This is a genomic window from Streptomyces sp. NBC_00271 (genome assembly GCF_036178845.1).
Taxonomy (GTDB): Bacteria; Actinomycetota; Actinomycetes; order Streptomycetales; family Streptomycetaceae; genus Streptomyces.
The window spans coordinates 9856692-9877131 of the sequence record NZ_CP108070.1; the positions used below are offsets into that span (position 1 = coordinate 9856692).

A 20440-nucleotide genomic window follows, 5' to 3' on the forward strand; every position below is an offset into this window, starting at 1 on the left:
CAGCGTCACCCGCGAGGTGAGTCAGGGATGGGATGCCGGCCGCTTTGAACGGCCATCAGTTTCCATGCCCTGTGCGGAGAGGATCGCGCGCTCCGGGCACCCGGATGGCACACAGTTCACTCGTCCGCACCGGCGGGCTCGCGCGCCTCGGGGGTCGCGTCAACGATCGGCACATGGCGACCCCGGTCTTTGGACACGGCGGTCGTTCCTGACCTTCCGTGAAGAAGAGAAGAGGTGTGCCGGATGACTAATTCGGGACGTATATCGCAATCGGCGTTCGACGGCTCCAGGCTTCGGGTGATCCTGCTGCTCGACCTGTACGAAGGAGCCCAGGAGCAGTTCCTCGACGCGTACGAGCACATGCGCAATCAGGTCGCGTCCGTCCCCGGACACCTCAGCGACCAGCTCTGCCAGTCGATCGAGAACCCCTCGCAGTGGCTCATCACCAGCGAATGGGAGAGCGCCCCGCCCTTCCTCGCCTGGGTCAACAGCGAGGAGCACGTCGAGACGGTCCGGCCGATGCACAACTGCGTCCGGGACACCCGCTCGATGCGCTACAGCATCCTTCGGGAGACCACCCCCGCCCAGCCGCACGGCCAGAAGTCGGCCAAGGCGGGTATGCAGGTCGAGGCCCGGGTGGGCGAAGGTGTGGCACGCCATGCCCTCACCTTCACCGTCAAGCCGGGAACCGAGTCGAAGGTCGCGGAGATCCTCGCCGGGTACGAGTCCCCCCAGGCCCAGGTCGACGACACCACGCGGCTGCGGCGCACCTCCCTCTTCATGCACGGCAACCGTGTCGTGCGTGCGGTGGAGGTGGAGGGCGACCTCATGGCGGCACTGCGTCACGTCGCCCGTCAGCCCGAGGTACGGGCGGTCGAGGAGGCCATCAACCCGTACCTGGAGCAGGACCGGGACCTGAGGGACCCCGACTCGGCACGGGTCTTCTTCACCCGGGCCGCGCTGCCGTCCGTGCACCACGTGACGTCAGGCAGCAAGGCACCCGAGGAACTGCGCCGCCACGCGCTCTACTACCCGGCCAAGCCAGGCTGCGGTATGGAGCTGGCCAGGTTGCTCGCCCACCAGGATGAAGCCGCGGCGGATGACCCGAAGAGCCCGGTGTACCGGAGCACGGTCTTCCAGCGTGACGACATCGTGGTGCGTCTCATCGACGTGACGGGCGAGCTGGACGCGGACCCCGTCGCCGCGCTCGGTGTCAAGGGCGCGAAGAAGGCCGCGGAGCTGGAGCGTCTCCTCGACGGTGCCGCGATCGGCGTCGAGGGCTCGCTGGAGACGGAACGCAACATCAACCGCCTCCTGTCGCACGTCGACATGATGCCCGTCACCGACCGCACGGCGGATTCCTGACAGAGGGCCGCGGCTTCGTCCGCGGCCCTCCCTCCCCGGACGTCACTGCCCCACCCGGAGGTATCAAGCATGTTCAAGAAGCATCCACGCATCGTGGACCTGAGCGAGACGGAACCCAACCGCAGGCGCGGAGGCGACATCCGGGCCATGCTCACGCCCGCCACGGCGGGGTCCACCAGCGGCTTCATGGGCCTGGCCCTCATCCAGCCCGGCGAGCGCATCGGTGAGCACTACCACCCGTACTCCGAGGAGTTCGTGTACGTCGTCAACGGCGCCCTCGAAGTGGACCTGGACGGCGACTCCTTCGCCCTGCGGCCCGATCAGGGTCTGCTGATCCCGATCAACATGCGGCACCGCTTCCGCAACGTCGGCGACACGGAAGCCCGCATGGTCTTCCACCTGGGCCCGCTCGCTCCGCGTCCGAGCCTCGGCCACGTCGACACGGAGGTGACCGACGACACCGCGCCCGGCCCCGAGTTCGCCACCGCCGGGGCGGACCTGTCCGCGCCGGACCACGGACAGCCGTCCGAGCGAAGTGGGGCCATAAAGTGACCCGGCGGGTGGCCGTCACCGGTATCGGTGTGGTCGCTCCGGGTGGCACCGGGGCGACGGCGTTCTGGGACCTGCTGTCCAACGGCCGCACCGCGACCCGCGGCATCTCGCTGTTCGACCCGGCGGGCCTGCGTTCCCGCATAGCCGCCGAATGCGACTTCGACCCGCTCGCGCACGGCCTCGACCCGGAGCTGAGCCGCCACGCCGACCGGTACATCCAGTTCGCCGTGGTCGCGGCCGGGGAAGCCGTCCGCGACTCCGGACTCGACACCGGCAAGGAGGACCCCTGGCGGGTCGCGGTCTCCCTGGGCAGCGCCGTCGGCGGCACCACCCGCCTGGAACACGACTACGTCCAGGTCAGCGAACGGGGCCGGCGGTGGGACGTGGACCACCGCGCGGCCGACCCGCAGCTGCACCTGGCGTTCTCGCCCAGCACGCTGGCCTCGGTCGTCGCCGAGGAGTTCGGTGCCCAGGGACCGGTGCAGACCGTATCCACCGGCTGCACCTCCGGACTCGACGCGGTCGGCTACGCCTTCCACACCATCGAGGAGGGCCGGGCGGACGTCTGCATAGCCGGGGCGTCGGACTCTCCGATATCCCCGATCACCATGGCCTGCTTCGACGCCATCAAGGCCACCTCACCCGACAACGACGACCCCGAGCACGCCTCCCGGCCCTTCGACATCCACCGCAACGGCTTCGTCATGGGCGAGGGCGGCGCGGTACTGGTCCTGGAGGAGTACGAGCACGCCCGAGCCCGCGGCGCGCACATCTACTGCGAGATAAGCGGCTACGCCACCTACGGCAACGCCTACCACATGACCGGTCTGACCAGCGAGGGGCTGGAGATGGCCCGGGCGATCGACACCACGCTCGACCAGGCCCGCCTCGACCCCACCCTGATCGACTATGTCAACGCGCACGGCTCGGGCACCCGACAGAACGACCGGCACGAGACCGCCGCGGTCAAGCGGTCCCTGGGCGAGCACGCCTACAACACGCCCATGAGCTCCATCAAGTCCATGGTGGGGCACTCGCTGGGCGCGATCGGCGCGATAGAGGTCGTCGCCTGCGTCCTCGCCCTGAAGCACCAAGTGGTGCCGCCCACGGCGAACTACGAAACTCCCGACCCCGAGTGCGACCTGGACTACGTGCCGCGCACCGCACGCCCGCGGAAGCTGAACAACGTGCTCTCCGTGGGCAGCGGATTCGGCGGATTCCAGTCCGCGGTGCTCCTGACCGGGCCGGGTGGGAGGAACCGATGACCACTCAGCGCACTCAGCGCCCCCGGCGCGCGGCCATCACCGGCATCGGTGTGATCGCGCCCAACGGACTGCGCGCCGACGCGTACTGGAAGTCCGTCAGAGAAGGCCTCGTCGTCCTGGACCGGATCACCCGCGAGGGATGCGAGCACCTGCCGCTCCGTATCGCGGGCGAGGTCCGGGCCTTCGACGCCGCGGCCCTCATCGAGGAGCGGTTCCTCGTCCAGACGGACCGCTTCAGCCACTTCGCGATGGCAGCGACCGTGCTCGCCCTCGACGACGCCGGCCTCGGCCACGGTGACCCCGCGGACCCGTACGACATCGGCGTGATCACCGCCGCCGGATCAGGTGGCGGCGAGTTCGGACAGCGCGAGCTCCAGAAGCTGTGGGGCCAGGGATCCCGGTACGTGGGCCCGTACCAGTCCATCGCCTGGTTCTACGCCGCCAGCACCGGCCAGATCTCCATCCGGGGCGGCTTCAAGGGACCGTGTGGAGTGGTCGCGAGCGACGAGGCGGGTGGCCTGGACTCCATCGCGCTCGCCGCCCGGGGTGTACGGCGCGGCACCGGCGCGGTGGTCGTCGGATCCGCGGAGGCCCCCCTCGCCCCGTACTCGATGGTGTGCCAGCTCGGATACCCCGAGATCAGCACCGCCGAGGATCCCGATCAGGCCTATCGGCCCTTCACCGCGGGAGCGTGCGGCTTCGCTCCCGCGGAGGGGGGAGCCATGTTCGTCGTGGAGGACGAGACCCGCGCACGTGAGCGCGGGGCGGCCGTCCGGGCCATCGTGGCCGGCCATGGAGCCACGTTCACCGGAGCCTCCCGTTGGGAGCGGTCCAGAGAGGGTCTCGCCCACGCGATCCGTGGCGCCCTCGACGAGGCCGGCTGCGCTCCGGAGGAGATCGACGTCGTGTTCGCCGACGCCCTGGGCGTTCCGGAGGCGGACCGCGCCGAAGCCCTGGCCATTGCCGACGCCCTCGGTAAGCACGGCACCCGGGTCCCCGTCACGGCGCCCAAGACGGGCATCGGGCGGGCCTACTGCGGGGCACCCGTGCTGGACACCGCGGCCGCGGTGCTGGCCATGGAGAACGGTCAGGTGCCCCCCACCCCCAACGTGTTCGACATCTGCCACGACCTCGACCTGGTGATGTCGAGCGCTCGTCCCACCGAGCTGCACACGGCCCTGGTCCTCAGCAGGGGACTGATGGGCTCCAACGCGGCGCTGGTAGTGCGCCGCGGCGGCGACTCCGCCCGATAGGACCGGGCGGGAAGGAGAACAGACTCATGATCACCACCGAAGTGACCCTCATCGAACTGGCCTCGCTGATGAAGAAGGCGGCCGGTGTCTCCGTCGACCCCCAGGACCTCGAGAAGTCGTCCGACTCCCCGTTCGGCACCCTCGGCCTCGACTCCCTTGGTCTGCTCGGCATCGTCGGTGAGCTGGAGAACCGGTACAGCCAGCCGCTGCCCCCCGACGCCGAGCGCTGCAAGACCCCCCGTGAGTTCCTCAACCTCGTCAACAACACCCTCAAGGCTGGAGCCTGAAAGTGGCAGGACACACCGAGAACAGCATCACCATCGACGCCCCTCTCGACCTCGTCTGGGACATCACCAACGACATCGAGAACTGGCCGCAGCTCTTCAGCGAGTACGCGTCCCTGGAGGTGCTCTCCCGCGACGGCGACACGACGAAGTTCCGCCTGACCATGCACCCGGACGAGAACGGCAAGGTCTGGAGCTGGGTCTCGGAGCGGACCGTGGACCGCGTCAGGCGGACGGTCCGCGCCCGCCGCGTCGAGACGGGCCCCTTCGACCACATGAACATCCGGTGGGAGTACGAGGAGACTCCCGAGGGCACCCACATGCACTGGGTGCAGGACTTCGCGATGAAGCCCGAGGCCCCGGTCGACGACGCCTGGATGACGGACAACATCAACCGCAACTCCCGCGTCCAGATGGAGCTCATCCGGGACCGGATCGAGAAGGCCGCCCGCGACCGTCAGAACGCGCCGATGCCCGGCTGACAGCCGGAGCTCAGGAAGGACATCCGATGCACCACGCCCTCATCGTCGCGCGCATGGCGCCCGACTCGGCCCCGGCGATCGCCGATGTGTTCGCCGCCTCCGACCGCGGTGAACTCCCGCACCTGATCGGCGTCAAGCGGCGCAGCCTCTTCCAGTTCGGTGATGTGTACATGCACCTCATCGAAGCCGACAAGGACCCGGCGCCCGCCATCGCGAAGGTGGTCGGGCACCCCGAGTTCCGGAGCGTCAGCGAGCAGCTGTCGGCGTACGTCAGCGCGTACGACCCGCAGACGTGGCGCAGCCCCAAGGACGCCATGGCCCAGTGCTTCTACCGCTGGGAGCGGGACGCCGTCTCCTGAGGCGAACGCCCGGACACAACCCGAGGCCGCCGACCCCGCGATGGACGCGGAGCCGGCGGCCTCGGGTTTTTCCCGGTGCGCCGGAAAGGCCGGATCAGCTGGGGATCGTGCACTCGAAGGCGTGCAGATACGCGTTGACCGGGCGGAACTCGTCGATGACGAGCCCCGCGTCCGTCAGCCGGTCGACCATGCTCTGCCGGGTGTGCTTCGCACCACCGACATTGAGGAGCAGCAGCAGGTCCATGGCCGTGGTGAACCGCATCGACGGGGTGTCGTCCACGAGGTTCTCGATGACGACGACGCGGGCACCGGGCCGCGCCGCCTTGCGGATGTTGGCCAGCGCCCTGCGGGTGCTGTCGTCGTCCCACTCCAGGATGTTCTTGATGATGTACAGGTCCGCCTGGACCGGGATGTCCTCACGGCAGTCCCCGGCCACGACGCGCACCCGCTCGGCCAGCGAACCGCCGCCGCGCAGCCGGGGATCGGCGTTCTCCACCACTCCCGGCAGGTCGAGCAGCGTGCCGTGCATCCCGGGGTGCTTCTCCAGCAGGCTGACCAGGACCTGGCCCTGACCGCCGCCGATGTCCGCGACCGAGGACACGCCTCGCAGATCGAGAAGGTTCGCCACGTCCCGCGCCGACTGCTCGCTGGACGTCGTCATGGCCCGGTTGAACACGTACGCCGACTCCGGGGCCTCTTCGTTGAGGTAGTCGAAGAACTCCCGCTCGTACACGTCCTCGAAGACGTTCCGGCCCGAGCGCACCGCCTCGTCGAGCTTCGGCCAGACGTTCCACGTCCACGGCTCGGTGCACCACAGGACGATGTAGCGGAGGCTGTGCGGGTCGTCCTCGCGCAGCAGCCGGGACATCTCCGTGTGCGCGAAGGTGCCGTCCGGGAGTTCGGTGAAGACCCCCTGGCAGGACAGCGCGCGCAGCAGCCGCCGCAGGGTCTTCGGCTGGGCCTTCACCGTCGCCGCCAGGTCCTCCACGCGCATGGGCGTGTCGCCCAGGGCGTCCGCCACGCCGAGGCGGGCGGTCGCCCGTACGGCGGCGGCGCACGCCGCTCCGAAGGCGAGCTCCCGCAGCCGCATGGACGGCGGCGGGGGAGCCGGATCGACCGTGGTCGGTGGAGCCGGATCAACAGTGGTCATGGTGGTGCCTCGCTTCTGGGGTCGTGCTGGTGGGGGAGGGGGAGGGGTCAGCACAGTCCGGCGGGCTCGGAGTGCGTGCAGGTGTTGGCGTGGAAGGTGTTGCGCTTGCCCTTGGCGCGGTCGCGGTTGGCGAGGTCGGCCTTGCCGTTGCGCTGCGCCACGTTGTTGCGGATCTCGTTGTGCTCGTTGACGGCACCCACGAAGCTCTTGTACAGAACGATGCCGCCGGACAGCGGGGAGGTGCCCACGTTGTCCTCGACCCTGTTCTCCGCCACCAGCGTCTTCTCGGCGCCGGTGAGGACGATTCCGGAGCCCTGCAGGAAGGGCAGCCGGGGAGTCTTGGGACAGAACTTGTTGTTGGCGTGGATGTAGTTGCGGACCACGCTCAGCGCCCCGACGTGCGGCTTGTTCTCGTCGCCCACGACGAACACCGCGGCGCAGTTGCCGGTCGCCTCGTTGTGATCGACGGTCAGGTTCCGCAGCCGTCGGACCGTGACGCCGATCCGGTTGCCGGACAGAAGGTTGTGACTGACGACCGTCCCCTGGGCGTCCCGGGCGCCCTCCTCCGTGCTGACCGTGTTGGACAGGAACAGTCCGGCGTCGCCGTTGTTCCGGGCGAGGTTGTAGCGGAACGCCCCGCGCACGGAGCGCTCCTGGGCGATGCCCCACTGGCCGTTCTTCTCGGCGACCACTCCCTGGACCGTCAGCCGGTCGGTGCCCGACGCCCACAGGCCCTGCTTGGCGAAGCCTCTGAGGGTCAGTGAGCTGACGGTCACGCCCTTGACGCGCTTCTTGTCCGTGCCGGTGACGCAGATTCCGTTGCCGGCCTTGGCGCAGCTGCCGGAGGCCTTGCCCGGCACGATGACGGTGGAGCGCGCACCGTAGCCGCGCAGCGTCAGGTTCGACACCGTGATGCGGACGCTCTCGTGGTACGTGCCGGGGGAGAGGACGACGGTGTCCCCCGAGTGTGCGGAATTCACGGCCTTCTGGATCGACCCGCCGGGTTTGACCCAGTGCACCGTCTGGTGCTCGGCCGACGGGGCGGCGCCCAGCAGCGACGCCGTGACGGCTGCGGTGCAGGCGAGGTAGGCCATCTGTCGTTTCGTCATAGGCCGAAGCTAAGAGCGGGTGTTCCGGCTCGCCACCGCTGATCACCCAGGTGGACCGCCGATGTCACCTGCCTGCGCGCGTAAGGGTGAGCCGTCGGAGGCAGCGGCGTCGGCTGACACGCGACCGCCCCGGCCGGAGAACCCGGCCGGGGCGGTGCGGTGGTGACGCGTGGGCGCCGACGGTGTGTCAGGCGAGGGTCGCGAGCGTCGCGTTCCAGGTGGCCGAGGGGCGCATGACGGTCGCGGCCTTGGCCGGGTCGGGCTGGTAGTAGCCGCCGATGTCGGCGGGCTTGCCCTGGACCGCGAGCAGCTCGTCGACGATCGTCCGCTCCTGCGCGGTCAGCGTCTCGGCGAGCGGGGCGAACGCCTTGGCGAGGTCCGCGTCGTCGGTCTGCTTGGCCAACTCCTGCGCCCAGTACAGGCCCAGGTAGAAGTGGCTGCCGCGGTTGTCGATGCCGCCGACGCGACGGGTCGGCGACTTGTCCTCGTTGAGGAAGGTCGCCGTCGCGCGGTCGAGGGTGTCGGCGAGCACCTGGGCGCGCGCGTTGCCCGTGCTCTGCGCGAGGTGCTCGAAGCTGGCCGCGAGGGCGAAGAACTCGCCCAGGCTGTCCCAGCGCAGGTAGTTCTCCTTGACCAGCTGCTGGACGTGCTTCGGGGCGGAGCCGCCGGCACCCGTCTCGAAGAGGCCGCCACCCGCCATCAGCGGAACGACGGAGAGCATCTTGGCGCTGGTGCCCAGCTCCAGGATCGGGAACAGGTCGGTCAGGTAGTCACGCAGGACGTTGCCGGTGACCGAGATGGTGTTCAGGCCCTTGCGGATGCGCTCCAGGGAGAACTTCGTCGCCTCGACCGGGGACAGGATCTTGATCTCCAGGCCCTCGGTGTCGTGCTCCGGCAGGTACGCGTTGACCTTCTCGATCAGCTGCGTGTCGTGGGCGCGGGTCTCGTCCAGCCAGAACACCGCCGGGTCGCCGGTGGCGCGGGCGCGGGTGACGGCCAGCTTCACCCAGTCCCTGATCGGGTCGTCCTTGGTCTGGCAGGCGCGGAAGATGTCGCCCGCACCGACGGCCTGCTCCAGGACCACGTTGCCGGCCTGGTCGACGAGGCGGACCGTGCCGGTGGTGGGGATCTCGAAGGTCTTGTCGTGGCTGCCGTACTCCTCGGCCTTCTGGGCCATCAGACCGACGTTCGGCACCGAGCCCATGGTGGACGGGTCGAAGGCGCCGTGGGCGCGGCAGTCGTCGATGACGACCTGGTAGACGCCGGAGTAGCTGCTGTCCGGGAGGACTGCGAGGGTGTCGGCCTCCTGGCCGTCCGGGCCCCACATGTGGCCGGAGGTGCGGATCATCGCCGGCATGGAGGCGTCGACGATCACGTCGGAGGGGACGTGCAGGTTGGTGATGCCCTTGTCCGAGTCGACCATCGCGAGGGCCGGGCCCTCGGCGAGCTCGGCGTCGAAGGACGCCTTGATCTCGGCGCCCTCGGGCAGCGCCTCCAGGCCCTTGAAGATGCCGCCCAGACCGTCGTTCGGGGTCAGACCGGCGGCGGCGAACGTCTCGCCGTACTTCGCGAACGTCTTGGGGAAGAAGGCGCGCACGACGTGGCCGAAGACGATCGGGTCGGAGACCTTCATCATCGTGGCCTTGAGGTGCACGGAGAACAGCACGTCCTCGGCCTTGGCGCGGGCGATCTGCGCCGTGAGGAACTCGCGCAGCGGCGCGACGTGCATGACGGACGCGTCGACGACCTCGCCCGCGAGGACGGGTACGGACTCGCGCAGCACGGTGGTGGAGCCGTCGTCGCCCGCCAGCTCGATGCGGAGCGAACCCGCCTCGGAGATCACCGTGGACTTCTCGGTGGAGCGGAAGTCGTCGGCACCCATGGTGGCGACGTTGGTCTTGGACTCGGAGGTCCAGGCGCCCATGCGGTGCGGGTGGGTCTTGGCGTAGTTCTTGACCGACGCGGGGGCGCGGCGGTCGGAGTTGCCCTCGCGCAGGACCGGGTTCACGGCGGAGCCCTTGACCTTGTCGTAACGGGCGCGGATGTCGCGCTCCTCGTCCGACTTCGGGTCGTCCGGGTAGGCCGGGAGCGCGTAGCCCTGCTCCTGGAGCTCGGCGATCGCCGCCTTCAGCTGCGGGATCGAGGCCGAGACGTTCGGCAGCTTGATGATGTTGGCCTCGGGCGTCTTGGCCAGGTCACCGAGCTCGGCGAGGGCGTCGGGAACGCGCTGACCCTCCTCGAGGAACTCGGGGAAGAGCGCGAGGATGCGCCCGGCCAGCGAGATGTCACGGGTCTCCACAGTGACACCCGCCTGCGAGGCGTACGCCTGGACCACCGGCAGGAACGAATACGTCGCCAGGGCCGGGGCCTCGTCAGTGTGCGTGTAAATGATGGTCGAGTCAGTCACCGGGTGCTCCGCTCCACGTCTGCAACATTGCTCGACATCAAGATATCTCGTGAGCGACCCCGACTCGACAGGGGTCCGCCCGCCATCGCCGTGAACAAGAAGTGGCGCGACGCCACCGCGACCCGCGCATGGTCGAAAAGTCGCGGGTCACCCCGGCGCGCCCGCTGCCGGAGCACGCCCGGGTGACCGTCCGTGTCGAGTGCTCCGCCGAGTGTCACCGGGGCTCCGCCGCGAGCACCGAGGCCGAACCATCCCGACCGGACGGTCGCCCCGGTGCCCCCGGGCCTGGTCGCGCCGCGCCGACGGCACAGGGACCGGGGAGTCGGCCGGGGGTCGCCCTCGTCCGGGGGCTACCTCCCCGACGTGGCCTCGCGCTGGTGCGGTATGCCCGCCTCCAGCAGCTCCGCCCCGCCCGGCTGCAGCGCCACCGTCCGCGTGGGCGCCGGAATCCGGATGCCCTCCTCCCGGTAGCGCTTGTGCAGGCGCTTGATGAACTCGTGCTTGATCCGGTACTGGTCGCTGAACTCCCCGACGCCGAGGATGACGCTGAAGCTGATGCGGGAGTCGCCGAAGGTGTGGAAGCGTACGGCGGGCTCGTGGTCCGGGACGGCGCCGGTGATCTCGGTCATCGTCTCGGTGACGACCTCGGTGGTCACGCGCTCGACATGGTCCAGGTCGCTGTCGTAGCCGACACCGACCTGGACGATGAGGGTCATCTGCTGCTCGGGGCGGTTGAAGTTGGTCATGTTGGTGCCCGCGAGCTGGGCGTTGGGGATGATGACCAGGTTGTTGGAGAGCTGACGGACCGTCGTGTTGCGCCAGTTGATGTCGACGACGTAGCCCTCCTCGCCGCTGCTGAGCCGTATGTAGTCGCCGGGCTGGACGGTCTTCGAGGCGAGGATGTGGACGCCCGCGAAGAGGTTGGCGAGGGTGTCCTGAAGGGCGAGCGCCACCGCGAGACCGCCCACACCCAGGGCCGTGAGCAGCGGGGCTATGGAGATGCCCAGCGTCTGCAGCATGACGAGGAAGCCCATCGCCAGCACCACGACTCGGGTGATGTTGACGAAGATGGTGGCCGAACCCGCGACACCCGAGCGGGACTGGGCCAGCGACCGCACGAGACCGGTGATGACCCGGGCCGCGGTCAGGGTCGCGACGAAGATGAGGACGACGGTCAGGACCCTGTTGACGTTGCGTCCGACCGGAGCCGTCAGCGGAAGCACCGCGCCCGCCGCCGAGACACCCGCGGCGATCGCTCCCCAGGGGACGAGTGTACGCAGCGCGTCGACGATGAAGTCGTCACCGCTCCACCGGGTGCGCGAGGCGTGCTTGCCGAGCCAGCGCAGCAGTATGCGCAACAGGAACGCGGCCAGCAGACCCGCCACCACGGGAATCCCGGCCATCATCAGGTCGTCCAGTGTGAGGGAGTGTTTCACCGGCCGCCTCCCGTGTGACGGAGGGGAAGGCCCGCGGGCCGGATGTGCTGTGTCGTCACTTGCCACCTGCTCGAATCCGGGAATGCACGATCACGCCCGGACGCGTGTTCGTCGTCCGGGGCGACCTCTCATCCTGCCGTACTTGCGGGTACGTCCGTTACCGGGCCCACATGCTTGCGGCACACCTGCCGACCGTCCCTGCGGACCACACCTGTCGGTCCGTCACCAGGGTTTCGGCCGGGACCGATCCGGTCGAGGGCGATCCGATCGAGCCGAGGAGCCGTGGCACGGCACGGGCCCCGGCCCACTACCTCGCCGTGAACGAGCCGTGCCGCCCGGCTCCCGACGCGAAGCGGGCGGCGCCCTCCATGCCCTCGGCCAACACGTCCATGCCGTAACGGAGTTCGACGCGCATGGCCGCCTCCTCGACCAGGCCCTCCTGGTCGAGGACCGACGCGCGGTCGCTGCGCAGGCAGGACTGGGGGAAGTCGGCGATGGCCGCGGCGAGTTCCTCGGCCTCGGCCCGGGCGCGGCCGGTCGGGACGAGCCGGTTGGCGAGGCCCATCTCGTACGCCTCGGCGGCCGGGACCGCGCGGCCGGTGAGGATCATGTCCATCGCACGGCTCGCGCCGATGAGGCGTGGGAGCCGTACGGTGCCGCCGTCGATGAGCGGGACGCCCCAACGGCGGCAGAAGACGCCGAAGACGGCGTCCTGCTCGGCGACCCGCAGATCGCACCAGAGCGCCAGTTCCAGGCCGCCCGCCACGGCATGCCCCGCGACCGCCGCGATGACCGGCTTGGACAGCCGCAGCCGGGTGGGACCCATCGGCCCGTCACCGTCCTCCGCGACCCTGTTGCCGTACTCGGTGCCGATCGCCTTGAGGTCCGCGCCGGCGCAGAACGTGCCGCCCTCGCCCCAGAGAACCGCCACCCTAGCCGTCTCGTCCGCCTCGAACTCCCGGAAGGCGTCGGCGAGTTCGACGGCGGTCGGTCCGTCCACGGCGTTGCGGGCGGCGGGGCGGGAGAGGACGACCGTGGTGACGTACCCCTGGCGTTCGATCCGGACCGACATCGTGCTGTCCCCTTCTCCCGGCCATGTACGCCTTCTCCTGAGCGGCGTAAAGGGAGGTTACTCCGGAGCTTCCGGTGGCGACGCGGAGCCGTGCCGCTCAGATCACCTTCAGACGGACCAGCGCCCCCAGCGTCAGCGCCCCGGGCAGCAGCGGCACCCACACCGTGATGATCCGGTACGCCAGCACGACCGCCGTCGCCACGGCCACCGGGCCGCCCGCCGCCACGAGCGCGACGATCAGCGCCGCCTCCACCGAACCGATGCCGCCCGGCGTGGGCACCATCGCGACGGCCGCCGTCGCCGCCAGATACGCGAGAGCCATGTGCAGGGGCGGCACCGCCAGGTTCATCGCCTGACCGACCGCGGTCAGCCCGGCTGCCTGCAGCAGAGGGAAGGCGAGCGATCCGCCCCACAGGGCGAGCGCGCGTGCCGGACGGGTGTGCACGGAGCGGGCCTCGCCGAGCGCGGTGCGCAGGAACGACAACACGGCCCCGCGCAGCCGTCGTACGAGAAGAAGCGTGGCCACCGCGGCCAGGAGGACCACTCCCGCGGCGAGCAGCAAGGGGCCGATCGCGCCGGAGGGGAGGAGGGACCCGATGTGCAGGGCTCCCGGGAACGCGATGAGCAGGCCCACCAGGAGGGTCAGCCGGGCGATCGACTCCGCGAGCATGTAGAGCGCGAGCGCGGCGGAGGAGCGCGCGAGCGGCACGCCGCACACGGTCATGAAGCGCAGATTGACCGCGCCGGCGCCGAGACCGGTCGGCAGCAGGTGGTTGGCCGCGCCCGCGGCGAACTGGGTGGCGAGCAGCCGACGCGCGGGCAGCCGCTGCATGACCGCGCCCTGCCGGGCGGAGGCCGCGGCGACCCAGGTCAGGCAGGTCGCGACGGCGGCCGCCAGCAGCCACGGCCACTCGGCCGAGCGCAGATGGCCGAAGCCCTCCATGAGGACGGACCGATGCCGCACCGCGACCACCAGGACGAGGGCGAGCGGGATCACGCACAGGACCGACCTGAGCGGGAAGCGTCGGGATCCTTGGGAGAATCCCTGGGGAAGCTTCTGGGGAAGTCGAACCGCTGTCACATCGGGAGAGGTTCTCCACGCCGCGCCAACGGGGGGTTGCGGGCGCGCGTCCGGCGGACGACGTGCCGGGCAAGGTGCGGGAGGGGTCGTCGCCGTCGTGGGTGCCGTCATGAATTCCTTACTGTGTTCTTCACCGTGTTCTTCACCGGTTCTTCGTGGACTTCATCCGGGAATCATTGACCTCAACGATGCTTGAGGTCCTACGGTCACTCCCATGAGCATGGAGAGCACAGCCTGGACCCAGCTGTACAGCGTCATGAACGCGCAGCAGGAGCGCCGTCCCTTCGCCCGCGCGACCCTGCGTCGCATCGCCGCCTTCGCCCGTCCGCATCGCCGCCGCATCGGCCAGTTCGTGGTCCTCAGCGTGCTGACCGCGCTGCTGGCCGTCGCGACGCCGGTGCTCGCGGGGCGCGTCGTGGACGCCATCGTGTCCGGCGGCGACGAAGCAACCGTCATCCGCCTTGCCGTATTCATCGCACTCATCGCGCTCGCCGAGGCGGCGCTCGGGCTCCTCGGCCGCTGGCTGTCGGCGACGCTCGGCGAGGGGCTCATCCTCGATCTGCGGACGGCTGTGTTCGATCATGTGCAGCGCATGCCGGTCGCGTTCTTCACACGTACCCGTACGGGCGCGCTGGTCAGTCGACTCAACAACGACGTGATCGGCGCCCAACGCGCCTTCAGCAACACGCTGTCCGGAGTCGTCAGCAATCTCGTCACGCTGCTGCTCACCCTCGCCGTCATGCTCACCCTGTCCTGGCAGATCACCCTGCTCGCGCTGGTGCTGCTGCCGGTGTTCGTGGTGCCCGCGCGGCGGACGGGCAGCCGTATGGCACGCCTGCAACGGGAGGCGGCGAACCTGAACGCGTCGATGGGCACCCGGATGACCGAGCGGTTCTCCGCGCCCGGCGCCACGCTCATCAAGCTCTTCGGGCGGCCCGGGGACGAGTCCGCGGAGTTCGCGGCGCGGGCCCGGCGGGTGCGGGACATCGGGGTGCGTACGGCGATGGCGCAATCGGCGTTCATCACGGCCCTCACGCTGGTCTCCGCCCTGGCCCTCGCGCTCGTGTACGGGCTCGGCGGCTGGTTCGCCCTGCGCGGCAGCCTGGAGCCGGGCGCCGTCGTCTCACTGGCGCTGCTGCTGACCCGCCTGTACGCGCCGCTCACCTCGCTCGCCGGGGCGCGCGTCGAGGTCATGAGCGCCCTGGTGAGCTTCGAGCGCGTCTTCGAGGTGCTCGACCTCGAGCCGCTCATCGAGGAGAAACCCGACGCCCGTACGGTCCCGGAGGGCCCGGCGGCCGTGGAGTTCCAGGACGTCCGCTTCGCCTACCCCTCCGCCGACAAGGTCTCCCTCGCCTCCCTCGAGGAGGTCGCCGCCCTCGACACCCGGGGCGGCGCCGAGGTCCTGCACGGCGTGTCCTTCCGCGCCGAGCCCGGCCAGACCGTCGCCCTCGTCGGCTCCTCCGGCGCCGGCAAGTCGACCATCGCCCAACTGCTGCCGCGCCTGTACGACACCGACGAGGGCACCGTCCGTATCGGCGGCGTCGACGTCCGCGACCTGAGCGCCGAGTCGATGCGCGGGACCCTCGGCATGGTCACCCAGGACGGTCACCTCTTCCACGACTCGGTACGCGCCAACCTGCTCCTGGCCCGCCCCTCCGCGACGGAGGACGACCTGTGGGACGTACTGCGCAGGTCCCGCCTCGAAGACCTCGTACGCTCCCTGCCCGACGGCCTCGACACCGTGGTCGGCGAGCGCGGCTACCGTCTATCCGGCGGCGAGCGCCAGCGCATGACCATCGCCCGGCTGCTGCTCGCCCGCCAGCGTGTCGTCATCCTCGACGAGGCCACCGCCCATCTGGACAACACCTCGGAGGCGGCTGTCCAGGAGGCGCTCACCGAGGCGCTGGAAGGGCGCACGGCCGTGGTGATCGCGCACCGGCTGTCCACCGTGCGAACCGCCGACGTGATCCTCGTCGTGGAGGCCGGACGGATCGTGGAGCGGGGCACGCACGAGGAGTTGCTCACGGCGGAGGGTCGGTACGCGGAGCTGTACCGGACTCAGTTCAAGAAGGACCGGGAAGTCGGCAAGGACCGGGACGGCGTGGCGGAGGTCGCCGTCGCGGCGGAGGCGATCCCGTAGGACCGTCGGCCGACGCCCCGCCCCCCGGATCACCGGATCCGGGGGCGCGGCGGCAGTGAGGTGTCGTCAGTCGGCCGTCGACGGGGTGAGGGGGACGGATTCCGGTACGGCGTGGACGGGGCCGAGCCGGTGGTCGCCCTCGATGTCGAGGTCGGGAAGGCGCCGCTCCAGCCACTTCGGCAGCCACCAGGCCGCGTGCCGGGTCAGTGCCAGGACGGCCGGGACGAAGGTCATCCGGATGACGAACGCGTCGAGCAGGACACCGGCGGCGAGTGCGAAGGCGATCTGTTTCAGCATCGTGCTGTCGGAGGTGAGGAAGGCGGCGAAGACCGAGGTCATGATGAGGGCCGCGGCCGTCACGACCCGCCCGCTGTGCCGCGCGCCGCTGTGCACCGCGCCCAGCGGACTCCCGGTGCGGAGGTAGGACTCCCGCATCCTCGAGACGAGGAAGACCTCGTAGTCCATCGCGAGGCCGAACAGCACGGCCAGCAGGATGATCGGCAGGAAGCTGCTGACCGGTCCGGTGGTGTCCACACCGATCAGGCTGCCGAGGTGGCCCAGCTGGAAGACGCCGACCACCGCGCCGAGGGTCGCCGCGATCGAGAGAAGGAAGCCCGCCGCGGCCTTGAGGGGCACCACCAGTGAGCGGAAGACCAGGAGCAGCAGGAGCAGCGAGAGCCCGATCACGACGGCGGCGAAGGGGATCAGCGCCGAATCGAGCTTCGCGGCGACGTCGACGCTCACGGCGGTGCTGCCCGTGACCTGGACGGTGGCGCCGGTGTCCCGCAGGATCGCGGCCCGGTCGTCGCGGATGGTGTTGACCAGTGTCTTGGTCGCCGGATCGCTGGGCGCGCTGTCCGGTATCACCTGGATGAGCGCGGTGTGGGTGGCCGGGTTGGCCACGGGTTTGCCGACGGTGGCCACGTCGGGCAGCGCGCCGATGGTGGCGGCGACCCGCTGGGCGGCCGTGGTGGGGTCGGAGCTGTGGCTGGTGTCCGCCAGCACGAGGAGCGGGCCGTTGAACCCGGGCCCGAGCTTCTCGCCGATCCTGTCGAAGGCGATGCGCTGAGAGGAGGAGCCGGGCGCGGTGCCGTTGTCGGGCAGGGCGAGGCGCATGTCGTGAGCGGGCCAGGCCAGCGCACCGAGGAAGGCCACCACCGCGACCAGGGTCAGCAGGGGGCGGCGGGTGACCAGCCTGAACCAGCGCTCGGCGGCGTTGGCGGCCGTGCCCGCGACGTGCTCGCCGGTGGGGCTCATGACGCGCTCGCCGGTACGGCTCGCGACGATTTCCTCGGCATCGCTCGCGACGATCTCCTCGGTACCGCGGGCGACGTTGTCACCGGTACCGCTCAGGACGTTATCCCCAGTAGTGCTCACGACGTTCTCGCCGTCGGCGTCCTCGCCCGCACCGCCGACGGCCTGCTCGCGGCGCATCGCGCGGGAGCCCGGCCCGGGCGTCAGACGGGTGCCGGCGAAGCCGAGGACCGCGGGCAGCAGCGTGGTCGCGACCAGTACGGCGATCAGCACCGCGCCGGCGGCGGCCAGTCCCATGGCCGTCAGATAGGGGATTCCGACCACGGTGAGGCCGGTCATCGCGATGACCACGGTCAGTCCGGCGAACACCACGGCGCTGCCCGCCGTGCCCACCGCCAGCGCGGCCGACTCCTCCGGCTCCATGCCGTGGGCGAGGTGGAACCGGTGACGGCTGACGATGAACAGGGCGTAGTCGATGCCGACCGCGAGCCCGATCATCAGGGCCAGGCTCTGCGCGGTCGAGGAGATCGAGACGGTCCCGGTGAGCGACAGCGCACCGAAGATGGCCGTGGCGACACCGAAGAGCGCCGTGACGACGGGGATTCCGGCGGTCAGCAGGGAGCCGAAGGTCAGAGTGAGGATGACCAGGGCGACGCCGACGCCGATGATGTCGCTTCGGTGGGACTCCGACGGGGCGTTGCCGAACGCGGAGCCGCCGACGTCGACCCGCATGCCCTGCTGGTTCGCCCCGGCCACGGCGGACTTGAGTTCATCCAGCGCGTTCGGCTCCAACGCGCTCTGCGGGACCTCGTAGCGCACCTGCGCGACGGCGGTGGTGCCGTCCGCGGAGATGGTGTGAGCGTCGAACGGGCTGACCACCTTGGCGACTTGGGGCGCGGATCCGGCCGCGTCCAGGGCGGCCCGGATACGGGCGCTGTCGGCCGGGCCGGTCACCTTCTGGCCGTCCGTCGCGGTGAACACGATCTGCGCGCTCGTGCCGGAGAAGGTGGGGAAGTCGGTCTTCATCCGGTCCAGGGCCCGCTGGGACTCGGAGCCGGGGATCGCGAAGGTGTTGTCGAGCTTGCCGGTGCCGCCGAAGGCCGTCATGCAGAGCACGGCGGCCGCGACCAGCGCCAACCACAGGGCCAGCATGCGTCGTCGGTGGCGGAAGGCGAGGCGCCCGAGGCGGTGAAGGAAGGCGGGCATGGCGCTCCATGGTGAGAAAGCGGTCCCAAGAAACTGGCAGTCCTGCCACAATAACAAAGTGGCAGGACTGCCAAGTTCTCGCGGGGCTGGGATACTCAGAGGTGTGGAGAGCGCGACAGAACCGGGACGCAGGGAACAGAACAAGCGGCGCACGCACGAGGCGCTGATTCACGCGGCGGCGGGGCTGTTCCAGGAAAACGGCTACGAGGCGACGACCGTGCGGGACATCGCCGCCGCCGCGGGCGTGGGGGAGCGGACCTTCTTCCGCTACTTCCCCTCCAAGGAGAGCCTGATCCTGCAGCACGTCCGGGACTTCATCCCGCTGCTGGAGGAGGCGATCCGGGCCCGCCCGCAGGGTGAGACTCCCCTCGCGGCCCTGCGCAACGCCGTCCTGGAACTCGCCGGTCGCGACGACTGGGCCGCCGGGATCCTCCTCGCCGGACCGCAGCCCCTGTCGACCGCTCCGTCAGGGCGCGGCGAACGCTTCCTCCTGTTCGACCTGGAGGAAGCCGTCGCATCGGCGTTCCTGGACCGCATGACGGTGGACGGTGCCGACCCGGCCGCGCCGGAAAGCGTGCTGCGGGCGTCCGTCCTGGCCCGCGCGGGAGTGGGCGTGCTGCGCGCCCTGCGACTCACCTACGCCCGCCTGCCGGAGGCGACGCGCGACGAGATCGGCGTCCTCGACTTCGCCCACGCGGCCTTCGCGACGCTGACGGATGCGGAGGGGGGCACCTCGTAGGGGGCGACGCCGACGGCTCGGCCCCGTTCATGAGCGAAGAGTCAGGGTTGATGCCTCCGCGTGGGCAGTGCTTCTGGGTCGTGGGCTGTTCAGCGGGAGGAGCGCGAGGGAACGTGTCCGGGTACGAGGGCACTCGTCGTGCTGAACGCCGGCGTGAGCATGGGTGTCCTCGACGGAACGGTCTTCACCGTGCTGGTGATCACGGCTCTCGTCACGACGGCCATGGCCGGGTCGCTGCTGTCCGCACGCGCGGCCGATTCCCCTGCCAGGCCGGCTCAGTTCGCCGGAGTGGTCACCGGCAGCCGGGTCGCCGCGGACATGAGTGCCGCACGCGGCACCCACGTCCCCGAGGCCAGCGCCCGGCCCACCGGGTAGGCGAGGGCCGCCGCCGGGAGCACTCCGGGCCGGCCACTGAGCTGCACATCGACGGCACCTACGGCCTGCCCGGCCCCCTCGGCCAGCTCCGCCTCCACTGCCTCCACGGCCCCGTTCAGGCGCCGCAGAGTCTGCCGGGCGACCGCCTCTGCGCTGTCGTACAGGGTGACCCCCGCCGGCAGCCGCTCCAGGATCTGAGGGGCGACGAGAGGGTAGTGGGTGCAGCCCAGGACCACGGAGTCACAGTCGGCGGGCGTGCGCTCGGCGGCGGCTGCGATCGCAGCGGTCGCCCCGTCCTTGTCGCCGTGGTCGATCGCCTCGGCGAGACCCGGGCAGGCGACTCGCACGACCGGTGTGCCGTTCGCGAAGTCGGCGATGAGCCGCTCTTGATAGACACTCGCCGTCGTACGGACGGTCGCCCACACCGCGACACTTCGGGCGGCCGCCGCGGCCGGCTTCACCGCAGGGACGGTGCCCACCACCGGCAGGTCGGGTTCGAACTCCCGGCGCAGCAGGTCGATCGCGGTGACGGTCGCCGTGTTGCAGGGCACGACGAGAGCCCGCGCACCTCGCGCGACGGCCGTCCGGGCCGCGACGAGGAGGCGGTCCGTGACGTACGACGCCGTCCGCGATCCCCAGGGCGCGCCGTCGGGGTCCATGAGCAGCAGCAGATCGAGCCGCGGGGCGAGGTGCCGCAGCCAGCCGGTGGTGGGCACGAGTCCCAGCCCTGAGTCGATCAACGCCACTGTCACGGCGACGAAGGTACCAAACACCCGGAACCGGGCGGGCTGTGCGGTCCCGTCACCTCCCCCGGTCGCCCGCCCGTGCCCACGGCCCCCGTGTCTTTCGTCCCCCAACCCCGGAGGTGGCCGAGCGCCCCTCCCCGGGTGCGTATCCGGTGCCCCGCCGAC

General features: G+C 70.5%; 17 protein-coding genes. 9 read left to right on the forward strand and 8 right to left on the reverse strand.

Annotated features, from left to right (window positions below; genetic code table 11):
* The first annotated feature begins 243 nt into the window (after positions 1–243).
* The 7 genes from OG798_RS44890 (at position 244) to OG798_RS44920 (ending at position 5560) form a co-directional block, all read left to right on the forward strand.
* Positions 244–1365, forward strand: coding sequence for a SchA/CurD-like domain-containing protein (locus OG798_RS44890; protein ID WP_095857588.1), 1122 nt, complete (start codon positions 244–246; stop codon positions 1363–1365).
* A gap of 69 nt (positions 1366–1434) precedes the next feature.
* The gene (locus tag OG798_RS44895; RefSeq protein ID WP_054232643.1) at positions 1435–1917 is read left to right on the forward strand and encodes a cupin domain-containing protein; all 483 of its coding nucleotides are present in this window, start codon (positions 1435–1437) and stop codon (positions 1915–1917) included.
* Entirely contained in the window at positions 1914–3182 is a 1269-nt protein-coding gene (locus tag OG798_RS44900) for a beta-ketoacyl-[acyl-carrier-protein] synthase family protein (RefSeq protein WP_095851261.1), read from the forward strand. Before OG798_RS44895 ends, OG798_RS44900 begins: the two co-directional genes overlap by 4 nt.
* The gene (locus OG798_RS44905) at positions 3179–4435 is read left to right on the forward strand and encodes a ketosynthase chain-length factor (RefSeq protein WP_095851260.1); all 1257 of its coding nucleotides are present in this window, start codon (positions 3179–3181) and stop codon (positions 4433–4435) included. The genes OG798_RS44900 and OG798_RS44905 overlap by 4 nt, the downstream gene beginning before the upstream one ends.
* A 26-nt stretch (positions 4436–4461) precedes the next feature.
* A complete protein-coding gene (locus tag OG798_RS44910) occupies positions 4462–4722 on the forward strand; it encodes a phosphopantetheine-binding protein (protein WP_095851259.1) in 261 nt (86 codons plus the stop codon).
* A gap of 2 nt (positions 4723–4724) precedes the next feature.
* Positions 4725–5201 (forward strand): SRPBCC family protein, encoded by a 477-nt coding sequence (locus tag OG798_RS44915; protein ID WP_121414173.1) that lies wholly within the window; start codon positions 4725–4727, stop codon positions 5199–5201.
* Between the two features lie 26 nt (positions 5202–5227).
* Complete coding sequence (locus OG798_RS44920; protein WP_054232638.1) at positions 5228–5560, forward strand: TcmI family type II polyketide cyclase; 333 nt, start codon at positions 5228–5230, stop codon at positions 5558–5560.
* A gap of 94 nt (positions 5561–5654) precedes the next feature.
* Here the strand turns inward: OG798_RS44920 and OG798_RS44925 are convergent, their stop codons facing one another.
* The 6 genes from OG798_RS44925 to OG798_RS44950 all read right to left on the reverse strand — a co-directional run bounded on the left by OG798_RS44925 (position 5655) and on the right by OG798_RS44950 (position 13815).
* Entirely contained in the window at positions 5655–6710 is a 1056-nt protein-coding gene (locus OG798_RS44925) for a methyltransferase (RefSeq protein WP_095851257.1), read from the reverse strand.
* 47 nt (positions 6711–6757) lie between these two features.
* On the reverse strand, positions 6758–7819 hold the full coding sequence (locus OG798_RS44930; protein WP_121414172.1) for a right-handed parallel beta-helix repeat-containing protein: 1062 nt from the start codon (positions 7817–7819) through the stop codon (positions 6758–6760).
* 187 nt (positions 7820–8006) lie between these two features.
* Positions 8007–10226, reverse strand: coding sequence for an NADP-dependent isocitrate dehydrogenase (locus OG798_RS44935; RefSeq protein ID WP_121414171.1), 2220 nt, complete (start codon positions 10224–10226; stop codon positions 8007–8009).
* 350 nt (positions 10227–10576) lie between these two features.
* A complete protein-coding gene (locus OG798_RS44940; RefSeq protein WP_097223872.1) occupies positions 10577–11662 on the reverse strand; it encodes a mechanosensitive ion channel family protein in 1086 nt (361 codons plus the stop codon).
* A 307-nt stretch (positions 11663–11969) separates the two neighbouring features.
* Positions 11970–12734: a crotonase/enoyl-CoA hydratase family protein gene (locus tag OG798_RS44945; protein WP_120986368.1), complete on the reverse strand. Its 765-nt coding sequence runs from the start codon at positions 12732–12734 to the stop codon at positions 11970–11972.
* 97 nt (positions 12735–12831) lie between these two features.
* On the reverse strand, positions 12832–13815 hold the full coding sequence (locus tag OG798_RS44950) for a lysylphosphatidylglycerol synthase transmembrane domain-containing protein (RefSeq protein WP_240361392.1): 984 nt from the start codon (positions 13813–13815) through the stop codon (positions 12832–12834).
* Between the two features lie 220 nt (positions 13816–14035).
* Between OG798_RS44950 and OG798_RS44955 the strand changes: the two genes are divergently transcribed.
* Positions 14036–15955, forward strand: coding sequence for an ABC transporter ATP-binding protein (locus OG798_RS44955; protein WP_328760160.1), 1920 nt, complete (start codon positions 14036–14038; stop codon positions 15953–15955).
* A 66-nt stretch (positions 15956–16021) separates the two neighbouring features.
* Here the strand turns inward: OG798_RS44955 and OG798_RS44960 are convergent, their stop codons facing one another.
* Positions 16022–18415, reverse strand: coding sequence for an MMPL family transporter (locus OG798_RS44960; protein WP_328758924.1), 2394 nt, complete (start codon positions 18413–18415; stop codon positions 16022–16024).
* A gap of 103 nt (positions 18416–18518) precedes the next feature.
* Here OG798_RS44960 and OG798_RS44965 point away from each other — a divergent pair, with 103 nt between their 5' ends.
* A complete protein-coding gene (locus OG798_RS44965) occupies positions 18519–19154 on the forward strand; it encodes a TetR/AcrR family transcriptional regulator (RefSeq protein WP_267063649.1) in 636 nt (211 codons plus the stop codon).
* Between the two features lie 275 nt (positions 19155–19429).
* Here the strand turns inward: OG798_RS44965 and OG798_RS44970 are convergent, their stop codons facing one another.
* Positions 19430–20281, reverse strand: coding sequence for a glutamate racemase (locus tag OG798_RS44970; RefSeq protein ID WP_121418186.1), 852 nt, complete (start codon positions 20279–20281; stop codon positions 19430–19432).
* Positions 20282–20440: the final 159 nt, after the last annotated feature.